Below are 21,955 nucleotides of genomic sequence, written 5' to 3' on the forward strand. Positions count from 1 at the left end.
GAATACACTATTTTCTAAAAATCTTTGCAAAATTCACTAAAAACTTGTAAGATAGAAAGGATGAATGATTCAGGAGGTTCCTTGTGGCAAAAAAGGAAATCAATATTAACAATTACAATGATGATGCCATTCAAGTATTAGAAGGATTGGACGCGGTTCGTAAACGTCCTGGTATGTATATCGGCTCAACCGATGCAACTGGGCTTCACCATTTGGTCTGGGAAATTGTTGACAATGCAGTTGACGAGGCTCTGTCTGGCTTTGGCGACATGATTGACGTGACCATTAACAAAGACGGGAGTTTGACTGTAGCAGACCACGGTCGGGGAATGCCAGTCGGTATGCACGCTATGGGAATCCCAACAGTAGAAGTCATCTTTACAGTGCTCCACGCTGGGGGTAAATTCGGTCAGGGTGGTTACAAGACCTCTGGGGGGCTGCACGGTGTGGGTTCTTCTGTGGTCAATGCATTGTCTAGCTGGCTGGAAGTTGAAATCACACGTGACGGAACGGTTTATCGGCAACGATTTGAGCAAGGTGGAAAACCTGTTACCAGTCTGGAAAAGATTGGCAAGGCTCCCAAGTCAAAAACGGGCACAAAAGTGACCTTTATGCCTGACGACACGATTTTTTCAACGACAGATTTCAAATACAATACCATTTCGGAGCGGCTCAATGAATCAGCCTTTCTCTTGAAAAATGTTCACCTTTCTCTGACAGATGAGCGAACTGGCGCGTCTGTTGATTTTCATTATGAAAATGGGGTGCAGGACTTTGTCAGCTACTTGAACGAGGACAAGGAAACTTTGACACCAGTTCTTTATTTCGAGGGAGAAGAGGGCGGTTTTCAAGTGGAAGTGGCTCTCCAGTACAATGACGGTTACTCAGACAATATCCTATCGTTTGTAAATAACGTCCGCACCAAGGACGGCGGAACGCACGAGACGGGGCTTAAGTCTGCTATTACCAAGGTCATGAATGACTATGCGAGAAAGACTGGATTGCTGAAAGAAAAGGATAAAAATCTGGAAGGCTCTGACTACCGTGAGGGCTTAGCGGCTGTTCTTTCCATCTTAGTGCCAGAAGAGCATTTGCAGTTTGAAGGACAGACCAAGGACAAGCTGGGCAGTCCGCTTGCTCGTCCTGCGGTGGATTCGATTGTGTCAGACAAGTTGACTTTCTTCCTCTTGGAAAATGGGGAATTGGCGTCTAATCTCATCCGTAAGGCGATTAAGGCGAGAGATGCTCGCGAGGCAGCCCGCAAGGCGAGAGATGAAAGCCGTAATGGCAGGAAAAACAAGAAAGACAAGGGATTGCTGTCTGGGAAATTAACGCCAGCCCAATCCAAAAATCCAGCTAAAAACGAACTCTATCTGGTCGAAGGCGATTCAGCGGGTGGCTCTGCCAAGCAAGGACGTGACCGCAAGTTTCAGGCGATTCTGCCTCTCCGCGGTAAGGTTATCAATACTGCAAAAGCAAAAATGGCGGACATTCTCAAAAACGAAGAAATCAACACCATGATTTACACCATTGGTGCAGGTGTTGGCTCGGACTTCTCTCTAGAAGACGCCAACTATGACAAGATTATCATCATGACCGATGCTGATACGGACGGCGCCCATATCCAGACGCTCCTGTTGACCTTCTTTTACCGCTATATGCGTCCGCTGGTTGAAGCAGGCCATGTCTATATCGCTCTGCCGCCGCTTTATAAGATGTCTAAAGGCAAGGGCAAGAACGAGGTTGTCGAGTATGCTTGGACGGACGGTGAGCTAGAAGACCTGCGCAAGAAATTTGGCAAAGGTGCCATGCTGCAGCGTTACAAAGGGCTTGGAGAAATGAACGCCGACCAGCTCTGGGAAACCACCATGAACCCTGAAAACCGCACCCTCATTCGCGTTACCATTGACGACTTGGCTCGTGCCGAGCGCCGCGTCAATGTCCTCATGGGCGACAAAGTCCCACCCCGCCGTAAATGGATTGAAGATAATGTTAAGTTTACGCTGGAGGAGAGTGGAGTGTTTTAGGAGAGGGAAATGGCTAGACAAAATTATTTTGAAATTTTAGAGCAAATGGACTTTGATCCAGATAAAGAATTTGAAATAATTTCTAATCTGATATTAAAGTTAAAAGAAATATCACCTTACACAACAGAATCGATAAGGGATGTGTTTAATAGGAATTTTTGGTTGTATGAAAACTACAGAAAAATGCAGTTTAGATCTTATGATGAGGCAAAAGATTATTTTAATAATAATTTTAATGGTCCTGATCGTCTGTTTACTTATATAGAATTTATTATTGATTTGAATTCTTTCATGATAAGCAATGGGAAAATTCTTACTTTTACTAAAGCAACTTTAATAAAAGAATTCCCAAAGGTTAGAGAGAGGATAGACTATTGCTTGGCTAAAAACAATCATGAATTAAAAGAACTAGAAAATGGTCGTCAAATCATCGTTGAAAAGAATGTTTATGCCTCGGAAGTTTCTCAGATTATATCTGAAACTAATATTGAAGATGCGATAAGGGTTTTAGAATATAATCATTTTTCAAATAAGAGAAATATTCAGCGTAAGAAAGAGATACTTCTTTCTTTAGCAGGCTATTTGGAGCCATATCTCAAAGAGTTTGAACATCCTGAAACACTACCTAAAGAATTAAAGGATATTTATAATGAATTAAAAATAGTGTTACAAACAAAAGGAGCTGACACGAATAAGAAAGGTGAAAAGATTTCTAAGAAAATTGCTGTTTTTGATAATCTTTCTGAGATGTATAACAAAGGAGGATTAAGGCATAACAACGATGAGCAATATCATCTAAATATGAATGATGAGGAATTGGAACAATGGTATGATAATATTTATACTTCAACCTTGTTTGTGATTCTCAGTCTGGAAATGGGAAGAAATTTATCTAAGTTGAATGAATTGAAAAAGAAATGACTTCATCCTATACGAAGATTACCCTTCCCTGCCCCTAAAACAAGAAATTTCACATGAAGAATTTATTGTCTAGGAGTAAAAAACCAAATCACACATGTGTGATTTGAATTTTTAGAGCAAAAGACGAATATTTACATGTGTTCTGAGCGATTTTGAAGCAAAAAACTAAAAAACACACGAAGAAAGAGGAGTTTATGACAAAAGAATACGGAGTCATTAGTTTAACGGTACGCAATTTGGAGAACAACGAATTTTCCCAGCTCATGACCGAGTCGAAAGAGGCGATTGCTGCTTTTAACAAGGCGCACAAGGTTGAAAGTATTTATACGAGTAAGCTGGAAGAGATGAGCCAGCATTTGGCTAAGTTTCAGGAGGGGCTTCATCAGACGAAAGCCAGTCGCTTGGTGACCAGTTTAGACCAAGCCGACCGCGAGCGAGACGATGCTTTGGGGACGCTGACTGCTTTGGTGCGGGCATTTTCACGGGTCAAGGAGACTGCGACCAAAGAAGCCTACGATATCTTGGCGGGCTTGCTGAAAAATTATGCAGGGATTGCGGCTGCCAACTATGAAAAAGAGACAGAGGGCATCAACCACCTGCTCCAAGAGCTGAAGAAATCGACCTATCAAACGGCGCTGGCAAAACTGCACTTGGAAGCTCATGTGGAAAGCTTGATGACTGCGCAAAAGCGGTTTGAAGAAGCCTATAAGGAGCGCTTGACCGAGTTGAAAGGCAAAGTGCCTAGCCAAAGCAAGCAACTCCGCATTCAGCTACAAGAAATCTACGATTTCCTGCTGGATTTCACCGCTATCATGACCTATGCCTACCCAGAAAGAAGCCACTATGCAGATCTTCGCGACCACCTCAATACCATTCGCAGCCGCTACAAAAAACGCAAAGCGGTTAAGAAAGTGAAAGAAGCGATCTAACAAAAAGGTAGGTACTGCCATGAGAACTGAAAGTGAAATGTTGGATTTGATTTTGCAAACCGCAAAAGTGCTAAAAGTCGATGCTGTTGCCATGTCTGGATCGCGGACAAATCCAGATGCTCCCAAGGACGAGTTTCAAGACTATGATGTAGTTTACATTGTGGATGATTTGGATGGACTGGTAGCTGACCTTGCTTGGTTGGAAAGGTTTGGCAAGCGCATTATTGAGCAGCATAATATACTTGACCATCGCCGTCTCTATCTGATGCTCTTTGAAGATGGTAATCGGATAGATTTGACCCTTTGCCCTAAGGAGCACATTAAAGAGTGGGTAGATAGCGAAGCAGACTTTACGGTGTTGGACGACCCACAGGGACTCTTTCAGCCCTATACACCTAGTTCCAAACGTTATTGGACAAAACCAGCGAGTGCAGATGATTTTGCAAAATCGTGCAATGAATTCTGGTGGGTTTCAGCCTATGTTGTCAAGGGGATTCAGCGTCAGCAATTTGTGTATGCGGTGGATCATCTCTATGGTATCTGTCAGAAAGAATTGCTGAAATTATTGGCTTGGCAAGTGGCAGCGGATAGAGGAGTCATTGATGTCGGCAAAAACTACAAGTATCTGTTTCAGTATTTGCCCGCTGAGAAGGAGGAAGAATTTGCCGCTTTGCTTGATTTTTCCAACAAAGAAAGCCTCATCCAGTCTCTACTGTCTACGCAGCAATTTTTTCACAAAGAAGCTCAGGCTTTCTCTCTCAAGACTGGTTTTCCTTATGATAAAGAAACTGCAGAAAAAATGATTCAGTACACTAAAGAAAAACTGAATCTAAGAAAGTGATAATCCACTTTGCTCATTCATAAGAGATGCCTCTTACATCAGGAAGCATTAAAAAAGAAAATTACAGAAAGGATAGTTTGGTTGTATAGCAACTGAACACGGGACTAAGACTTAGAAAAAAGATAAATCGACTGGAGTTCATCGAACCCTGCATCGATTTCCTATTTTTCTACAGAAATTTTCGGCAAGCCGAAACGTCCCTTTGTATCTTATGAGTAACATTCAAAATATGTCCTTAGAGGACATCATGGGAGAGCGTTTTGGGCGCTACTCCAAATACATCATTCAAGAGCGGGCTTTACCCGATATTCGTGACGGACTGAAGCCCGTGCAGCGTCGGATTCTTTATTCGATGAACAAGGACGGCAACACCTTTGACAAGGGCTACCGCAAGTCTGCCAAATCTGTCGGAAATATCATGGGGAATTTCCACCCGCACGGTGACAGCTCCATTTACGACGCCATGGTGCGTATGTCTCAGGACTGGAAGAACCGTGAAATTTTAGTAGAAATGCACGGAAATAACGGTTCTATGGACGGCGATCCGCCAGCCGCTATGCGGTACACCGAAGCTCGTTTGTCTGAGATTGCGGGCTACTTGCTCCAAGACATCGAAAAGGACACGGTGCCTTTTGCTTGGAACTTTGACGATACGGAGAAAGAACCGACCGTATTGCCTGCTGCCTTTCCCAATCTTTTGGTGAATGGGGCAACGGGGATTTCTGCTGGGTATGCGACGGACATTCCGCCTCACAATCTGGCGGAAGTCATCGATGCGGTGGTCTATATGATTGACCACCCCAAAGCCAAAGTTGACAAACTCATGGAGTTTCTGCCGGGGCCTGACTTCCCAACAGGGGCCATTGTGCAAGGGCGAGATGAGATTAAGAAAGCCTATGAGACTGGAAAGGGGCGCGTTGTCGTGCGTTCTCGGACGGAGATTGAAAAGCTCAAAGGCGGCAAAGAGCAGATTGTTGTCACCGAGATTCCTTACGAGATTAACAAGGCTGTTCTGGTCAAGAAGATTGATGACGTTCGGGTCAATAATAAGGTAGCTGGCATTGCAGAAGTGCGAGATGAGTCTGACCGTGACGGGCTTCGTATTGCCATTGAGCTGAAAAAGGATGCCAATACCGAGCTGATTTTGAATTATCTCTTTAAATATACGGATTTGCAGGTCAATTACAACTTTAACATGGTGGCGATTGATCATTTCACACCGCGTTTGGTAGGGATCGTGCCGATTCTGACTAGTTACATTGCCCACCGAAAAGAGATTATTCTGGCGCGTAGTCGATTTGACAAGGCCAAAGCAGAGAAGCGCCTGCATATCGTAGAAGGCTTGATTCGAGTAATTTCTATCTTGGACGAAGTGATTGCGCTCATTCGTGCATCGGAAAATAAAGCTGACGCCAAGGAAAATCTCAAAGTCAGCTATGATTTCACCGAAGAGCAGGCAGAGGCCATTGTCACTCTCCAACTTTATCGCTTGACTAATACAGACGTGGTGATTCTGGAAGAAGAACAAGCAGAATTGCGCGAAAAAATTGCCATGCTCTCAGCCATTATCGGTGATGAGCGGACCATGTACAATCTCATGAAGCGCGAACTCCGCGAGGTCAAAAAGAAATTTGGCAATCCTCGTCTTAGTGAATTGCAAGATACGGCTAATACCATTGAGATTGATACGGCTAGTCTGATTGTGGAAGAAGAAACTTTTGTCAGCGTCACTTGTGGTGGCTACCTCAAACGCACCAGTCCACGTTCTTTCAATTCATCAACGGTTGACGAGGTCGGCAAGCGCGAGGACGACCGTCTGATTTTTGTCAGCTCGGCGAAAACCACTCAGCACCTTTTGATTTTTACCAATCTTGGAAATGTCATCTATCGACCAGTTCATGAATTGGCAGACATTCGCTGGAAAGAAATCGGGGAGCACCTTAGCCAGACCATTACTAATTTTGAGACCAACGAAGAAGTCATCTACACTGAGTTAGTAGATAATTTTGACGAAGGCACTTATTTGGCGGTAACAAAACTAGGGCAAATCAAGCGTGTAGAGCGAAAAGAATTCAGTCCTTGGCGCACCTATAAGTCCAAGTCTGTTAAATTTGCTAAATTAAAAAATGAAGACGACCAAATTATCACACTTTCTCCAATCAAGCTAGACGATGTTATGCTAGTGACCCAGAACGGCTATGCCTTGCGGTTCAATATCGAAGAAGTACCAGTTGTGGGCGCTAAGGCAGCAGGTGTCAAAGCTATCAATCTCAAAAAAGATGATGTCTTAGCAGCAGCTTTTATTGCCAATACTGATTCATTTTATATCTTGACCCAGCGCGGAGCGCTCAAGCGAATGGCAGTTGCAGATATTCCTGTGACGAGCCGAGCAAATCGTGGTTTGCAAGTGTTGCGCGAGCTGAAGTCCAAGCCACATCGTATTTTCCAAGCAGGTCCTGTCTTTGGAGAGCAACCTGCAGAACTAGACCTCTTTAGTTCAGATCATCCAACAGCAGAAGAAGAGCAGATTCTTTCTATTGTTTCTAACAAAGGAACGACTTACCAAGTGAATCTTGCTGACCTCGGTTTGTCTGAAAGAACCAGCAACGGTAGCTTTATCTCTGATACTATTTCTGATGAAGAAGTGTTCTCTGCGAATATTAAATAATTGAAAATCAGTCCAAGCGGCTGATTTTTTATTGTCTTTATAAACTGAAATTAAAAAATTTTCAGAATTTTGCAAAAAACTATTGAAAATATCTAAAAATAGTGTAAAATAAAAATCATAAAATTAAAAAGGAGAATGTTATGTCAGTAAATCTTGATTGGGAAAATCTTGGCTTTTCCTATATGAAATTGCCTTATCGCTATCTTGCCTATTATAAAAATGGTCAATGGGAAAAAGGAGAATTGACCGAAGATGCTACTTTGCATATGTCCGAATCTTCTCCTTGTCTTCATTATGGGCAACAAGCTTTTGAGGGAATGAAAGCCTATCGCACGAAAGACGGAAGTGTACAACTATTTCGTCCAGATCAAAACGCGAAACGTCTGCAACGCACCTCAGACCGTCTCTTGATGCCGCAAGTTCCGACTGATATGTTTGTAGATGCTGTGAAGCAAGTGGTTCGTGCAAATGAAGAATACGTTCCGCCGTACGGAACGGGAGGAACCCTTTATATTCGTCCGCTATTGTTAGGTGTTGGTGACATCATCGGTGTTAAACCAGCAGATGAATACATTTTTACCGTATTTGCCATGCCTGTTGGAAATTACTTTAAAGGGGGCTTGACTCCAACAAACTTTATCGTTTCTGACAAGTATGACCGTGCTGCTCCTTATGGAACAGGTGCTGCTAAAGTCGGCGGTAACTACGCAGCAAGCTTGCTTCCAGGACAAATAGCGCATGAAAAGAAATTCTCTGATGTCATTTATCTAGACCCAGCTACTCACACGAAGATTGAAGAAGTGGGATCTGCAAACTTCTTTGGAATTACCAAAGACAACGAATTTGTAACGCCGTACAGCCCATCTATCCTTCCTTCTATCACAAAATATTCTCTTCTATACCTAGCAGAACATCGTTTGGGCTTGAAAGCTATCGAAGGAGATGTGCCAATTGATGATTTGGATCGTTTTGCTGAAGCAGGGGCTTGCGGTACAGCAGCGGTCATCTCTCCAATTGGTGGTATTCAGCACGGTGACGATTTCCATGTCTTTTATAGTGAAACAGAGGTTGGACCTGTCACTCGAAAACTCTATAATGAATTAACCGGCATCCAATTTGGCGATGTTGAAGCACCAGAAGGCTGGATTGTAAAAGTTTAAAAATTTTTGAAGCTATCTCTCGATTGAGGTAGCTTTTATTTTCACGTAGCACTTGCTAGTTTTTCTATTTTTTTGTAAAATAGAAACTTGAAAGAGGTATATGATGAGTAAAAAAGACAAAAAGATTGAAATCCAATTGGCAGATAGCAAAGTTAAAATAGGAACTGACCAGTACGAAGGTTATGTTTTATCTATTGGTAAAAAAGTCATTGGTCAAATTGCTGAGTTAGACGGGCAATTTGCTATCATAAAAAATGAAAATGTTGATAGTTTTTATAAAAAACTTGAAAATGCCGTGGAAAAATTGATTGAAACCTATAATTTGGGGAAATAAATGCTTGTGTTTTCTTTTCATCAATGGTATAATAAATACTGTTGATTATACAGGAGAGGTAGCGAAGAGGCTAAACGCGGCGGACTGTAAATCCGCTCCTTCGGGTTCGGGGGTTCGAATCCCTCCCTCTCCATGAGCGTACTTAGTTTTTAATGGTATGATCACGTTCTTTTTGGGGTATAGCCAAGCGGTAAGGCAAGGGACTTTGACTCCCTCATGCGTTGGTTCGAATCCAGCTACCCCAGTTCTTAGGTAATATATCAGATAAATGGTAAAATATCTTAGGGTATTTTATTTCTTTATAGGGTGAGAAACGTTAAAGATAGTTCAATGTCATTGCGGTGCTTAGGAAAAATATTATAAGTATGTCAAGCGAGAAATGCTTGATTGTTGGAGGATTTTTTTAGATGAATGAATTTGAAGATTTGCTAAATAGTGTTAGCCAAGTTGAGCCAGGCGATGTCGTTACTGCTGAAGTATTGACTGTTGATGCGAACCAAGCTAATGTTGCAATCGCTGGAACTGGTGTAGAAGGTGTGTTGACCCTTCGTGAATTGACAAATGATCGTGAAGCTGACATTAACGATCTTGTAAAACCAGGTGAAACACTTGAATTGCTTGTTCTTCGTCAAGTAGTTGGTAAAGATACTGATACAGTTACTTACCTTGTATCTAAAAAACGTTTAGAAGCTCGCAAGGCATGGGACAAGTTGGTTGGACGTGAAGAAGAAGTTGTTACTGTAAAAGGTACTCGTGCTGTTAAAGGCGGTCTTTCAGTAGAATTTGAAGGACTTCGTGGATTTATCCCTGCTTCAATGCTAGATACTCGTTTCGTTCGTAACACTGAACGTTTTGTTGGCCAAGAATTTGAAGCAAAAATTAAAGAAGTGGATCCAAAAGAAAATCGTTTCATTCTTTCACGCCGTGAAGTAGTAGAAGAAAAAGCTGCAGCAGCACGTGCTGAAGTATTTAGCAAATTAGCTGTTGGTGACATCGTGACTGGTAAAGTTGCACGTATCACAAGCTTTGGTGCTTTTATTGACCTTGGTGGTGTTGACGGACTTGTTCACTTAACTGAATTGTCACACGAACGCAACGTTTCACCAAAATCTGTTGTATCAGTTGGCGATGAAATTGAAGTAAAAGTTCTTGATTTGAACGAAGAAGAAGGACGCGTATCACTTTCTCTTAAAGCTACAACACCTGGACCATGGGACGGTGTTGAACAAAAATTAGCTGCTGGTGATGTGATTGAAGGTACAGTTAAACGTTTGACAGATTTCGGTGCTTTTGTTGAAGTATTGCCAGGTATTGACGGACTTGTCCATATTTCACAAATTTCACACAAGCGTGTTGAAAATCCAAAAGATGTGCTTAAAGTTGGTCAAGAAGTAACCGTAAAAGTTCTTGATGTAAATGCTGATGCAGAACGCGTATCACTTTCTATCAAAGCTCTTGAAGAACGTCCGGCTCAAGAAGACAGCCAAAAAGAAAAACGTCAATCACGTCCTCGTCGTCAAAAACGCCAAGAAAAACGTGACTTTGAACTTCCAGAAACTCAAACTGGATTCTCAATGGCTGACTTGTTTGGTGACATTGAATTATAAGCAAAATAAAGGGATTGGAATTATGTTTTCAGTCCTTTTTTACTTGTTATTTTTTCATTTTTTGTGTATACTATAATAGTTGCCACCCTTAGTGTAATGGATATCACGTAAGATTCCGGTTCTTGAGATGGGGGTTCGATTCCCTCAGGGTGGATAATTGTTATCTGCTTATAAATCTTGTTATATGCAAGATTTTTTATTTTTACAAGGGAGATTACCAATGCCTGTGAAATTGATTGTTCATGCTCTAATTGAAAAAGATGGAAAATATCTGCTCATCAAACGAAGTAAAATAAAACGTGGTTTGCCAAATATGTACCCAGAATATTGGGACATTCCAGGAGGTAGCGTGGAAGAAGACGAATTACCACGAGAAGGAGCTGTGCGTGAAACAATGGAAGAAGTTAATCAAAAGATACAATTAAGTTCGATTCTTCATTAGGATAGCTGTTATGATGATACAAAGGGCATCGTTTTTACGCGTCTAGTGTACAAGGCAAAATTGCTGGAATATAGAGAGATTAAACTTGATTTGGAAGAGCATACAGCGTTTCGCTGGATTCGGGCGCTGCCAGATATGAAGGATGAAAAGATTGTTCCTTATTTAAAAGATATATTGAAATAAATTGATAAATATGTTTGATAAAGTAAGATTATATAAAATAAATGGATACGATAAAGCTGATTTGCACGGCATTATGACTTTATCGTATCCATTTTAGATATGAAAAAACTCCTTGATAAAACAAGGAGTAAGAAAGGAAATTCTTTAGTTTTTAGCTGCTGAAGCAAATTCTTCTTTGGAGAAGGCATCATTGATGATGTCTTTTAATTGTTTAGCAGAAGCTTGCATTTTTTGTTTTTCAGCGTCATTCAACGGGATATTTACTGGACGTACGATACCATGTGCGCCAACAATAGCTGGTTGTCCAATGTAACAATCTGTAACGCCAGGATATTGACCTTCTTGGAATACTGAAAGTGGAAGAACTGAATTTTCGTCATCAAGGATAGCTTTTGTGATACGAGCTAAGGCAACTGCGATACCATAGAAAGTTGCACCTTTTTTATTGATGATTGAGTATGCAGCATCACGGACACCTTCAAACAAGTCAACTAATTCAGCAGCATTGAAGTTTTCTACGTCTTGAAGATAATTTTCAAGGTTGACACCTGCAACGTTGGCGTGTGACCAAACAGCGAATTCTGAATCACCATGTTCTCCCATGATGTAAGCATGGACAGAACGAGCATCTACATCTAATTTTTCAGCAAGTGCTTGACGGAAACGTGCTGAATCAAGAGAAGTACCTGAACCAATGACACGTTCTTTAGGGAATCCAGAGAATTTCCAAGTTGAGTAAGTCAAGATATCAACTGGGTTAGCCGCCACAAGGAAAATACCGTTAAATCCTGACTCAACAATTTTGGTAACAACATCTTTATTGATGCGGAGATTTTTTTCAACTAATTGAAGACGAGTTTCACCTGGTTTTTGTGGTGCACCAGCAGTCAAAACGACAAGATCTGCATCGTGCGCATCAGCATATTCTGCTGAATAGATTTTCTTAGGTGAAGTGAAAGCAAGAGCATGGCTAAGGTCTTCAGCATCCCCTTCCGTCTTTTCTTTGAAAATATCAACAATACCAAGTTCTTGAGCGATACCTTGGTTGACAAGAGCAAATGCGTAAGAAGAACCTACAGCACCGTCACCGACAAGGATGACTTTTTTATGTTGTTTAGTAAGAGTCATTTTGCTAAACATCTCCTTTATTTTATTGGGGAACGTTTTCCCTTTACACATCTATTCTATCACTTTTGTAACATTTTGTCACGAATATAATACATATCATCTTATGTAAACGTTTTTACAATAGAAGGTGTTTACTGAAAAAAATCCCAATTTATGTTATAATGATATGGTCATATAAATTGAAGAGAGGCATTTTTTAATGCAGGATAATAATTTAGTAAATGTGAATTTAACGAGCGAAATGAAGACGAGTTTCATCGATTATGCCATGAGTGTCATTGTTGCTCGTGCTCTTCCGGATGTTCGAGACGGTTTAAAGCCTGTTCATCGTAGAATATTGTATGGGATGAATGAGCTGGGGGTGACTCCTGACAAACCACATAAGAAATCTGCTCGTATCACGGGTGATGTTATGGGTAAATATCACCCGCACGGAGATTCCTCTATCTATGAAGCTATGGTGCGGATGGCGCAATGGTGGTCTTACCGCCACATGTTAGTAGATGGTCACGGAAACTTTGGTTCTATGGACGGAGACGGTCCTGCGGCACAACGGTATACAGAAGCTCGGATGAGCAAAATATCGCTTGAAATGTTACGCGATATCAACAAAAATACAGTTGATTTTGCAGATAACTATGATAGCAGTGAGCGTGAGCCATTAGTTTTACCGTCACGTTTTCCTAATTTGCTGGTCAATGGGGCGACAGGTATTGCTGTGGGAATGGCAACAAACATTCCTCCTCACAATCTTGGTGAGACCATTGATGCTGTAAAATTAGTCATGGATAATCCAGATGTGACCACACATGACCTTATGGAAGTGTTGCCTGGTCCAGACTTCCCGACAGGCGCTTTGGTTATGGGGAAATCAGGCATTCATCGCGCTTATGAAACTGGGAAAGGTTCCATTGTTCTACGTGCTCGGACGGAAATCGAAGAAACAAAATCTGGTCGTGAACGAATTGTGGTTACTGAATTTCCGTATATGGTCAATAAAACCAAAGTTCACGAACATATTGTGCGGTTAGTCCAAGAAAAACGTATTGACGGAATTACAGCGGTTCGTGACGAATCTAACCGTGAAGGGGTTCGTTTTATCATTGAAGTGAAGCGGGATGCAAGTGCGCATGTTATCTTGAACAATTTATTCAAATTAACGCAAATGCAGACGAATTTTAGCTTCAATATGCTGGCGATTCAAAATGGAGTGCCAAAGATTCTGTCTTTACGCGAGATTTTGCTTGCTTATATTGAACACCAAAAAGAAGTGGTGACACGCCGGACAGTTTTTGATAAGGAAAAGGCGGAAGCTCGTGCACATATTTTAGCTGGTTTGCTGATTGCACTAGATCACATTGATGAAGTGATTCGCATCATCCGAAACAGCGAGACAGATGCAGAAGCGCAAGCAGAATTGATGGCACGCTATAAATTGTCCGAACGTCAAAGTCAGGCGATTCTGGATATGCGTTTGCGTCGTTTAACGGGATTGGAACGGGATAAGATTCAATCTGAATATGACGACTTGATGAAATTGATAGCTGATTTAGCAGATATTTTGGCAAAACCAGAACGAGTTGTTGCGATTATCAAGGAAGAATTAGAAGAGATTAAACGTAAGTTTTCTGATGAACGTCGTACTGAACTAATGATTGGTGAAGTACTGTCTCTGGAAGATGAGGATCTCATTGAGGAAGCAGATGTTTTGATTACACTTTCCAATAAAGGTTACATCAAACGGTTGAACCAAGATGAATTCACTGCGCAAAGACGTGGTGGTCGTGGTATTCAAGGAACAGGTGTAAAAGATGACGATTTTGTCCGTGAACTAGTTTCTACCAGCACACATGATCATTTGCTCTTCTTTACCAATAAAGGTCGCGTTTATCGTTTGAAAGGCTATGAAATTCCTGAATACGGTCGTACAGCGAAAGGTTTGCCGATTGTTAATTTATTGAAATTGGACGAAGGCGAAACAATCCAAACGATTATCAATGTTCAAGCCGAGCATGATGATAATTCCTACCTTTTCTTTACAACGCGCTATGGTGTTGTGAAACGGACAAGCGTAACAGAGTTCGCTAATATTCGTCAAAACGGTCTGAAAGCTCTGAATTTAAAAGATGAGGATGAACTCATCAATGTCTTTTTGACAAATGGTCAAGCAGATATCATCATTGGAACAAAAATGGGTTATGCTGTACGTTTTAACGAAAACCAAGTCCGAAACATGGGACGGGCTGCGACCGGCGTGCGCGGAGTGAATTTGCGTGCGGGTGACCATGTTGTAGGAGCAAGTGTCATTTCAGACGATCAAGAAGTGTTAGTCATTACTGAAAAAGGCTATGGTAAGCGTACTTTAGCTAGTGAATACGCTACGAAAAGTCGTGGTGGAAAAGGAATGAAAACAGCTAATATTACTGAAAAAAATGGTCCATTAGCAGGTTTGATGGCTGTGAATGGTGATGAAGATTTGATGATTATCACAAATACAGGGGTCATTATTCGGACAAATGTTGCCAATATTTCTCAAACAGGGCGCGCAACTTTGGGTGTTAAAGTGATGCGGCTAGATAAGGGAGCACAGATTGTTACTTTTACAAGCGTTGTAGCAGAGAATGAAAAAGAAGTGGATGAAGAATAAACTAAATAAAAGGAAATGTTATGTCATCAACAAGAAAAAAACATAATAAAAGAAAAAATATTCTGATTAACATTATTGCGACATTGTTAATCATTGTTGCACTTGCACTTATTTTCAACTCTTCTATTCGGAATATGATCATGGTTTGGCATACCAATCGATATCAAGTGAGCAATGTTTCAAAAGATAAAATCACTCAAAATAAAAAAGCCAAAACTAGCTTTAATTTCGATAAAGTTAAATCGCTGTCTACCGAAGATGTGATTAACGCGCAATGGAAAGCACAGCAATTACCAGTTATTGGTGGAATTGCTATTCCTGAACTTTCGATGAATTTGCCGATTTTCAAGGGCTTAGACAATGTGGGTCTTTATTATGGCGCAGGTACAATGAAAGAAACGCAGCAAATGGGGAAAGGGAATTACGCATTGGCTAGCCACCATGTATTTGGGATTACAGGTGCAAGCAATATGCTCTTTTCTCCTTTAGATCGTGCTAAAACCGGAATGAAAATTTATCTGACAGATAAGGAAAAAATTTATACTTACTCCATTACTTCAGTTGAGAATGTAGCACCTGATAGAGTAGATGTGATTAATGACCGCGAAGGTGTCAATGAAGTGACTTTGGTGACTTGTGAAGATGCTGCAGCTACGTCACGAACGATTGTTAAAGGAACGCTAGAAGGAGAGACTTCTTATAAAGACGCACCAAAAGAAATTTTGAATGCATTTAGTAAAACGTATAATCAAATGCAGCTATAATAAAAACGAGGTGGGGACGATAATATCCCAGCCTCGTTTTTATGATGGAAATAAATAGTCACGCGATACTTGAGCAAGCTTTGCAAGAGTGAGAGAACGGGCTAAAAATTTTTAGTTTTCAGTCCTATCCCACTTTTATTTTTTGCTGAATGAAATTAAAATGGTTTATGACAATATTTTTGTCAAAGTGCAGAAGTCGTGATTAAATCGCAAATAAATCATTAAGATTTTCAGCCAAAGTTGGATGAGTAAAGATTTGTTTTGTGAAATAAGTATAAGGAATCTTATTGTCCATAGCTACAGTTAGAATGTTAATGATTTCTTGAGCACCTTGCGAGAAGATAGTAGCACCTAGAATTTCTTTGGTTTCTGTATTAACAACAGCTTTAAACGCTCCTCTAAGATCCGCATTGACATGTCCACGTGGCATGGCTGCAACTGGAATTTCTTTGGTTGCATAAGGCAGGCCTTGTTCTTTAGCTTGAGCTTCTGTCAAACCAATTTGTGCCAGTGGAGGAGTGATGAACATAGTAGTCGGTACATGTTTGCGATTTTCAAGTGTGTAGGAGCCATCACCAGCTAAGTAATTGAAAACGACACGAAAATCATCTAGCGAAACATAAGTAAATTGTAGTCCACCATTGACATCGCCAACAGCAAAAACGCCAGGAACAGTTGTTTGGCAATGCTTATCTACTTGGATAGCACCGCGGTCTGTAACTTGGATATCTGTATTTTCAAGTTTTAATGGTTCGATATTTGGTTTACGACCGATAGCATAAAGCAAAGCGTCAAAGCGAAATGTTTCGTTTTTAGCAATGACAAGCACCTCTTCACCATCATTTTTCACTTCTTGAGTGTAAATATTTTGAAGAATTTCAATACCGTCTTCCGTCATATATTGTTTAGCCAAAGTGGCAATTGAGGGCTCTACACGTGGCAAAAAAGTATCAGCAGCGTCAAGGACAGTAACCTTACTTCCTAGCTTATTGAAAAGTCCTGCAAATTCAAGACCGATATTTCCACCACCAAGGATACCAAGACGTTTAGGTAATGTAGCAAGATTTTGAATGCCTGTTGAGTCATAAACATTTTTTGTTGTAGTAAGTCCTGGAATTGGTAAAACATTTGAGATAGCGCCCGTATTGATGACAATATTTTCAGCTGTTAGCTCTTGCTTTTCGTCGCCTGCTACAATTTCAATTACCTTATTGGATAGAAAATGAGCTTCTGCATCAATAATATCCACTCCAGCACTACTAATGGTTGCGTAATTTTTCCCATTAAGTCTGCTAGTAACCGCATTTTTCTCAGCCATTACTTCTTCAAATGATAGTTCTTTTTCTGCGGCGACTAATAAAGTTTTGGTTGGAATACAAGCAATATTGATACAAGTTCCACCGTACATAGCTTTGCTTCGTTCAATTAAAGCAACCTTTTTTCCTTGGGTTGCCATTTTTGCTGCTAATGTTTTACCAGCTTTACCAAAACCAATAACAATTAAATCGTATGTTAACATGATTTTTCCTCCGTTTTTATAAGCATTGTAACATATTCATTTTGCAAATGCTTGCATTTTGCTCTGGAGGATTGGTAAAGGATTGGGGAAAAGAATTTCTTTGAAATTAGAGAAAATATTTTTAGAAATTCAATCATTTTACAAATAAATTTTTAGATTTTGCAAAAATTTTATTTGTAAAATCTTGTCTTTATCCTTTGAAAAGTCAGTAAAATCAATATGTATAATAGAAACTTATGGGACGATTAATTTTTCTTAAGTAGACACAAGATCATATCTGATATAAAATGTAAGCGTCAACAAATACTGAGCCTTGAAATGAAAGCGCTCTTATAACATTATTATAAAGGAGTCCATACTATGGCAACTAAAGAAGAAATTTTACGTGAATTATATCCTGAAGATCTTTTTCACTATGCAGATGGTTTGACACTAGGAGAAGCAGAAGTCTTACAAGAAACTCGTCGTTTGATTGAAAAACATCTTCGTCCTGTGATCAATGAACATTGGGAAAAACCTGATTTTCCATTTGAACAATTTTACGCAGTTGCCAAAGGTGCTCAAATTATGAACAATCCTAAATTGTTTGAGGGACGTGAAGGCAGCTACAAACCATCAGAACTTTATATCGCATTCCTTTACTTGGAATTGGCTCGCTTTGATACATCAATGGCTACATTCTATACTGTGCATGGTGGACTTTGCTATAATACAATCTTGCTCGGTGGTGATGAACGCCAACAAAAAGAATTTCTTCCTAAATTAGCAGCATTTGATTGGCAAGGATGTTTTGCTTTGACAGAGCCACTTTCGGGTTCAGACATTGCAGGTGGACTCGCAACAACTGCTGAACGTGTTGGAGATAAATGGATTCTTAATGGTGAAAAACGTTGGATTGGTGGTTCAGATACAGCTGATGTTATTCCAGTATTTGCTCGTGACGTTGCAGATGGCAAAATTAAATGCTTTATCGTTCGCAAAGGAGCTCCTGGTTACGATGTAGAAGTTATTCAACATAAAATTGCACTTCGTTGTGTTCGAAATGGTCATATCACAATGACAAATGTTGAAGTTCCAGACTCAGACCGTTTGGTAAACATCAATGGTTTTGAAGATGTAGCTCGTATTCTTACATTTACTCGTGCTGATGTTGCTCATATCGCTATGGGAATAACTTGTGGTTCATTTAATGCAGCCTTGAAATACGCTACAAATCGTCAACAATTCAAACGTCCAATTGCTAAATTCCAAATTATTCAAGAAAAATTGGCTAGAATGCAAGCAAACGCCGTGGCAGCAATCGCTTATTCGGTTCGTATCGCTGAAATGCAAGAAGCAGGTAATGAATTGATGTTAAATTCTGCTCTTGCTAAAATGCACAATTCACTCGTTATGCGTGAAACGGTGGCTCTTGCTCGTGAAACATGTGGAGGCGATGGAATTACTCTTGAAACCGATGTTGCACGTTTCTTTGCTGATGCAGAAGCTGTATATACTTATGAAGGTTCTCATGAAGTCAACGCTTTGATTGTTGGTCGTGAAATCACTGGATTAGGTGCATTTGTATAATGACGAATCAGGAGCGATTGGAGAATGTGATCATCAATCGTTCCTATTCTTTCATTTTAGTTTTTTTAATGTTAATATTGAATAGGAGAAAAAATTGAATATTTCAAAAGTGATGATCATTGGATCAGGTCAGATGGGAAGCGGTATTGCACAAGTCTTTGCCCAATCAGGCTTTACGGTGTATTTGAATGATATTAAAGACGAATTTGTTGAAAGAGGGATTGGAAATATCACCAAGCAATTAACACGTTCTGTAGAGAAAGGGCGTCTGTCAGAAGCTGATAAAAATAGTATTTTGAGTAAGTTGATTCCCTCAACCTCATACGAAGATGCAAAAAATGTTCAGTTAGTTATTGAAGCAGCTACTGAAAACCGAGACATTAAGTTGAGTATTTTTAAACAATTAGATGAATTAACAACACCAGAAACAATTTTAGCGTCCAATACATCATCTTTGTCAATTACTGACATTGCAGCAGCAACAGTGCATCAAGAACGAGTTATTGGTATGCATTTCTTTAATCCTGCTCCTGTCATGAAATTGGTCGAAGTAATTAAAGCACTTCAAACATCAGAAGAAGTAGTTAAAACTGTTCGCGAATTGACTGAAAAAATCGGTAAAACAGCAGTTGATGTGAAAGATTCTTATGGTTTTGTTGTAAATCGAGTGTTGATTCCGATGATTAATGAAGCGATTTTCATTCTTGGAGAAGGAGTAGCATCAGCTGAAGAAATTGATGAAGCTATGAAACTCGGAGCCAACCATCCGATTGGACCATTAGCATTAGCTGATTTGATTGGTTTGGATGTTTGCTTGGCTATTATGGGAGTGTTGAATAATGGATTTGGTGATCCGAAATATCGTCCTGCTCCATTGTTGAAAAAAATGGTTGAAGCTAATAAACTTGGACGTAAGACCAAGGAAGGTTTCTTTAAATACTAAGATGAGGAGCAAGAAATGAAAGAAGCAGTTATTGTATCAGCAGTTCGTACACCATTAGGTTCTTTTGGTGGAAGTTTGAAAAATATTTCAGCTGTTGATTTGGGAAGTTTGGTTATCAAAAGCGTGCTGGAACGAGCAAATTTGAAGGCTGAACAAGTTGATGAAGTGATTATGGGAAATGTTTTAGGGGCAGGACTTGGTCAGAATGTGGCACGTCAAATGAGTGTCAATGCAGGTATCCCTGTATCTTCTCCAGCATTCACAGTCAATAAAGTATGTGGTTCAGGGCTTAAAACTGTTCAGTTGGCTGCACAAGCTATCCTTTGTGGAGATGCTGATATCATCGTAGCGGGTGGTGCAGAAAATATGAGCCAAGCACCATATGTGTTGCAAAATCAACGTTGGGGCTCTCGTATGGGAGACTCTAAAGTTGTTGATACTATGTTGCGCGACGGTCTGACTGACGCCTTTAATGATTTCCACATGGGAATCACAGCTGAAAATGTTGCTGCACAGTATGATATTTCTCGTGAAGTTCAAGATGCTTTTGCTGTGCAATCTCAACAACGTGCTGTGGCAGCTATTGAAGCTGGACGTTTCAAAGAAGAAATTGTTCCAGTGGTTATTCCACAAAGAAAAGGTGAGCCAATTATTTTTGATACGGATGAATTTCCAAGAAAAGATGCCTCGTTAGAAGGTTTGGCTAAATTGCGTTCTGTCTTTAAAGAAGGTGGAACTGTCACGGCTGGTAATGCTTCTGGTATCAATGACGGAGCAGCAGCAGTTGTTGTCATGAGTTCAGAAAAAGCAAAAGAATTAGGCATCCCCGTTTTAGCAACTATTAAATCATATGCTAGTGCGGGCTTAGATCCCAAAATCATGGGTTGTGGGCCAATTTATGCCTCTCGTAAAGCACTTGAAAAAGGTGGCCTTACAGTTGAAGACCTTGATTTGATTGAATCCAATGAAGCCTTTGCAGCTCAAGCGTGTGCTGTCGGAAAAGAGTTGAATTTTGACCCAGAAAAAGTAAACGTCAATGGCGGAGCCATTGCACTTGGTCATCCAATTGGAGCATCAGGCTGCCGTATTCTGGTTACTTTGTTGCATGAAATGGAAAAACGCGATGCTAAACGTGGTCTTGCAACTCTTTGTATCGGAGGAGGAATGGGCACCGCAGTCATTGTAGAACGTTAAAAATAATTACCTACTAAATTTAATTTACCATTTGATTTTTTTACTCTGTCAAACAAATTCTATCTAAGACGTTTATCTTAAATGATTCTTAGTAGAATTTGTTTTTTTATTTTGAAAATCAAAAAGTCTTAGTATTTTTTATAACTCTATAAGTTAAACTTATAGAGTTATAAATTAAGATTAAGTAGACGAGAGTAGAAAAATGAGATATCATAGCATTGTAAGCTCTTACATTTTGGGTTCAAGTATTTGTTGACATTATACTTAATAATTCAAATTTTATAAGTAGGAGCATTAAAATGAGTAAAACTGTTTTACTAGAAGTAAAAAACAGCATCGGCTACATTACGATCAATCGTCCTGAAGCATTAAATGCTTTGAGTTCTCAAGTATTAACTGATCTGAATGATGTTCTTGATCAAGTTGAACAAAGTGAAGAAATCCGTGTTGTGATTGTAACAGGGGCAGGAGAAAAGGCATTTGTAGCTGGAGCTGATATTAAAGAAATGGACGTGATGTCGCCAATTCAAGCTTTTGAATATATGACATTTGCAAACAATACTTTTACTCGACTTTCTGACTTACGTCAACCAACAATTGCAGTGCTCAATGGGTATGCACTTGGCGGAGGAATGGAATTAGCACTTTCGACAGATATCCGTATTGGATTTGAAAAGACAGTTGTTGGCTTTCCAGAAGTTGGCTTGGGCATTATTCCGGGATTCGCTGGTACTCAACGTATGTCTCGTTTGATTGGAACAAGCCGTACGAAAGAATTGATTTTCACTGCTCGTACAGTGAAAGGTCAAGAAGCCTACGAACTGGGAATTCTTAACAAGTTGGTTTCAGCTGAAGAACTGTTAACTTCAGCTGAAGAAATGGCTGCTGCAATTATGAAAAATGCACCGTTAGCAGTAGAGAAAGCTAAACATGTTATTCAGGTTGGTTCTGAACTTCCACTTAAAAATGCTATTAGACTCGAAACCGAAGCGGAAGCATTATTATTCTCTACAGAGGACAAAGTAGAAGGGATGCGTGCTTTTGTAGAAAAGCGCAAGCCTGTTTTCAATCGTAAGTAA

16 protein-coding genes, 3 tRNA genes and 1 pseudogene are annotated in these 21,955 nt (G+C 40.1%); 18 read left to right on the top strand and 2 right to left on the bottom strand.

Annotated features, from left to right (window positions below; genetic code table 11):
• The first annotated feature begins 83 nt into the window (after positions 1-83).
• The 12 genes and pseudogenes from parE to IYQ91_RS00310 all read left to right on the top strand — a co-directional run bounded on the left by parE (position 84) and on the right by IYQ91_RS00310 (position 11,112).
• A complete protein-coding gene (gene parE / locus IYQ91_RS00255; protein ID WP_195672734.1) occupies positions 84-2,027 on the top strand; it encodes a DNA topoisomerase IV subunit B in 1,944 nt (647 codons plus the stop codon).
• 9 nt (positions 2,028-2,036) lie between these two features.
• Positions 2,037-2,948, top strand: coding sequence for a hypothetical protein (locus IYQ91_RS00260; protein ID WP_195672735.1), 912 nt, complete (start codon positions 2,037-2,039; stop codon positions 2,946-2,948).
• A 194-nt stretch (positions 2,949-3,142) separates the two neighbouring features.
• Positions 3,143-3,877, top strand: coding sequence for a DUF6261 family protein (locus IYQ91_RS00265; RefSeq protein WP_195672736.1), 735 nt, complete (start codon positions 3,143-3,145; stop codon positions 3,875-3,877).
• Positions 3,878-3,896: 19 nt separating this feature from the next.
• Positions 3,897-4,718, top strand: coding sequence for an aminoglycoside 6-adenylyltransferase (locus IYQ91_RS00270; RefSeq protein ID WP_195672737.1), 822 nt, complete (start codon positions 3,897-3,899; stop codon positions 4,716-4,718).
• A gap of 211 nt (positions 4,719-4,929) precedes the next feature.
• A complete protein-coding gene (parC, locus tag IYQ91_RS00275; protein ID WP_195672738.1) occupies positions 4,930-7,386 on the top strand; it encodes a DNA topoisomerase IV subunit A in 2,457 nt (818 codons plus the stop codon).
• A 122-nt stretch (positions 7,387-7,508) separates the two neighbouring features.
• A complete protein-coding gene (locus tag IYQ91_RS00280) occupies positions 7,509-8,546 on the top strand; it encodes a branched-chain amino acid aminotransferase (protein ID WP_275585249.1) in 1,038 nt (345 codons plus the stop codon).
• A gap of 103 nt (positions 8,547-8,649) precedes the next feature.
• Complete coding sequence (locus IYQ91_RS00285; protein WP_022525869.1) at positions 8,650-8,880, top strand: DUF2969 domain-containing protein; 231 nt, start codon at positions 8,650-8,652, stop codon at positions 8,878-8,880.
• Positions 8,881-8,932: 52 nt separating this feature from the next.
• Positions 8,933-9,013, top strand: a tRNA-Tyr gene (locus IYQ91_RS00290).
• A 40-nt stretch (positions 9,014-9,053) separates the two neighbouring features.
• Positions 9,054-9,125, top strand: a tRNA-Gln gene (locus IYQ91_RS00295).
• A gap of 162 nt (positions 9,126-9,287) precedes the next feature.
• Positions 9,288-10,487: a 30S ribosomal protein S1 gene (gene rpsA, locus IYQ91_RS00300; RefSeq protein WP_003024424.1), complete on the top strand. Its 1,200-nt coding sequence runs from the start codon at positions 9,288-9,290 to the stop codon at positions 10,485-10,487.
• A gap of 82 nt (positions 10,488-10,569) precedes the next feature.
• Positions 10,570-10,641 (top strand) — tRNA-Arg (locus IYQ91_RS00305).
• A 66-nt stretch (positions 10,642-10,707) separates the two neighbouring features.
• Positions 10,708-11,112 (top strand): annotated as a pseudogene (locus tag IYQ91_RS00310) (NUDIX hydrolase).
• Positions 11,113-11,256: 144 nt separating this feature from the next.
• Here the strand turns inward: IYQ91_RS00310 and IYQ91_RS00315 are convergent.
• Complete coding sequence (locus tag IYQ91_RS00315) at positions 11,257-12,240, bottom strand: L-lactate dehydrogenase (protein WP_003030242.1); 984 nt, start codon at positions 12,238-12,240, stop codon at positions 11,257-11,259.
• 199 nt (positions 12,241-12,439) lie between these two features.
• On the opposite strand from IYQ91_RS00315, the gene gyrA reads away from it, so the two are divergent.
• Positions 12,440-14,887, top strand: a complete 2,448-nt coding sequence (gene gyrA / locus IYQ91_RS00320; protein WP_162614539.1) for a DNA gyrase subunit A — start codon at positions 12,440-12,442, stop codon at positions 14,885-14,887.
• 20 nt (positions 14,888-14,907) lie between these two features.
• Positions 14,908-15,651, top strand: coding sequence for a class A sortase (locus IYQ91_RS00325; protein ID WP_049508490.1), 744 nt, complete (start codon positions 14,908-14,910; stop codon positions 15,649-15,651).
• A gap of 202 nt (positions 15,652-15,853) precedes the next feature.
• Here IYQ91_RS00325 and IYQ91_RS00330 read toward each other — a convergent pair whose 3' ends face one another.
• Complete coding sequence (locus IYQ91_RS00330) at positions 15,854-17,170, bottom strand: FAD-containing oxidoreductase (protein WP_195672740.1); 1,317 nt, start codon at positions 17,168-17,170, stop codon at positions 15,854-15,856.
• Positions 17,171-17,530: 360 nt separating this feature from the next.
• Between IYQ91_RS00330 and IYQ91_RS00335 the strand changes: the two genes are divergently transcribed.
• The 4 genes from IYQ91_RS00335 (at position 17,531) to IYQ91_RS00350 (ending at position 21,955) form a co-directional block, all read left to right on the top strand.
• The gene (locus tag IYQ91_RS00335; protein WP_195672741.1) at positions 17,531-18,739 is read left to right on the top strand and encodes an acyl-CoA dehydrogenase family protein; all 1,209 of its coding nucleotides are present in this window, start codon (positions 17,531-17,533) and stop codon (positions 18,737-18,739) included.
• Between the two features lie 94 nt (positions 18,740-18,833).
• Positions 18,834-19,682: a 3-hydroxybutyryl-CoA dehydrogenase gene (locus IYQ91_RS00340; RefSeq protein ID WP_003024438.1), complete on the top strand. Its 849-nt coding sequence runs from the start codon at positions 18,834-18,836 to the stop codon at positions 19,680-19,682.
• Positions 19,683-19,697: 15 nt separating this feature from the next.
• Positions 19,698-20,876 (top strand): acetyl-CoA C-acetyltransferase, encoded by a 1,179-nt coding sequence (locus tag IYQ91_RS00345; protein ID WP_195672742.1) that lies wholly within the window; start codon positions 19,698-19,700, stop codon positions 20,874-20,876.
• A gap of 299 nt (positions 20,877-21,175) precedes the next feature.
• Entirely contained in the window at positions 21,176-21,955 is a 780-nt protein-coding gene (locus tag IYQ91_RS00350; protein WP_003029670.1) for an enoyl-CoA hydratase/isomerase family protein, read from the top strand.

The sequence above is a fragment of the Streptococcus sp. HF-2466 genome, from assembly GCF_015594645.1.
Taxonomy (GTDB): domain Bacteria; phylum Bacillota; class Bacilli; order Lactobacillales; family Streptococcaceae; genus Streptococcus; species Streptococcus anginosus.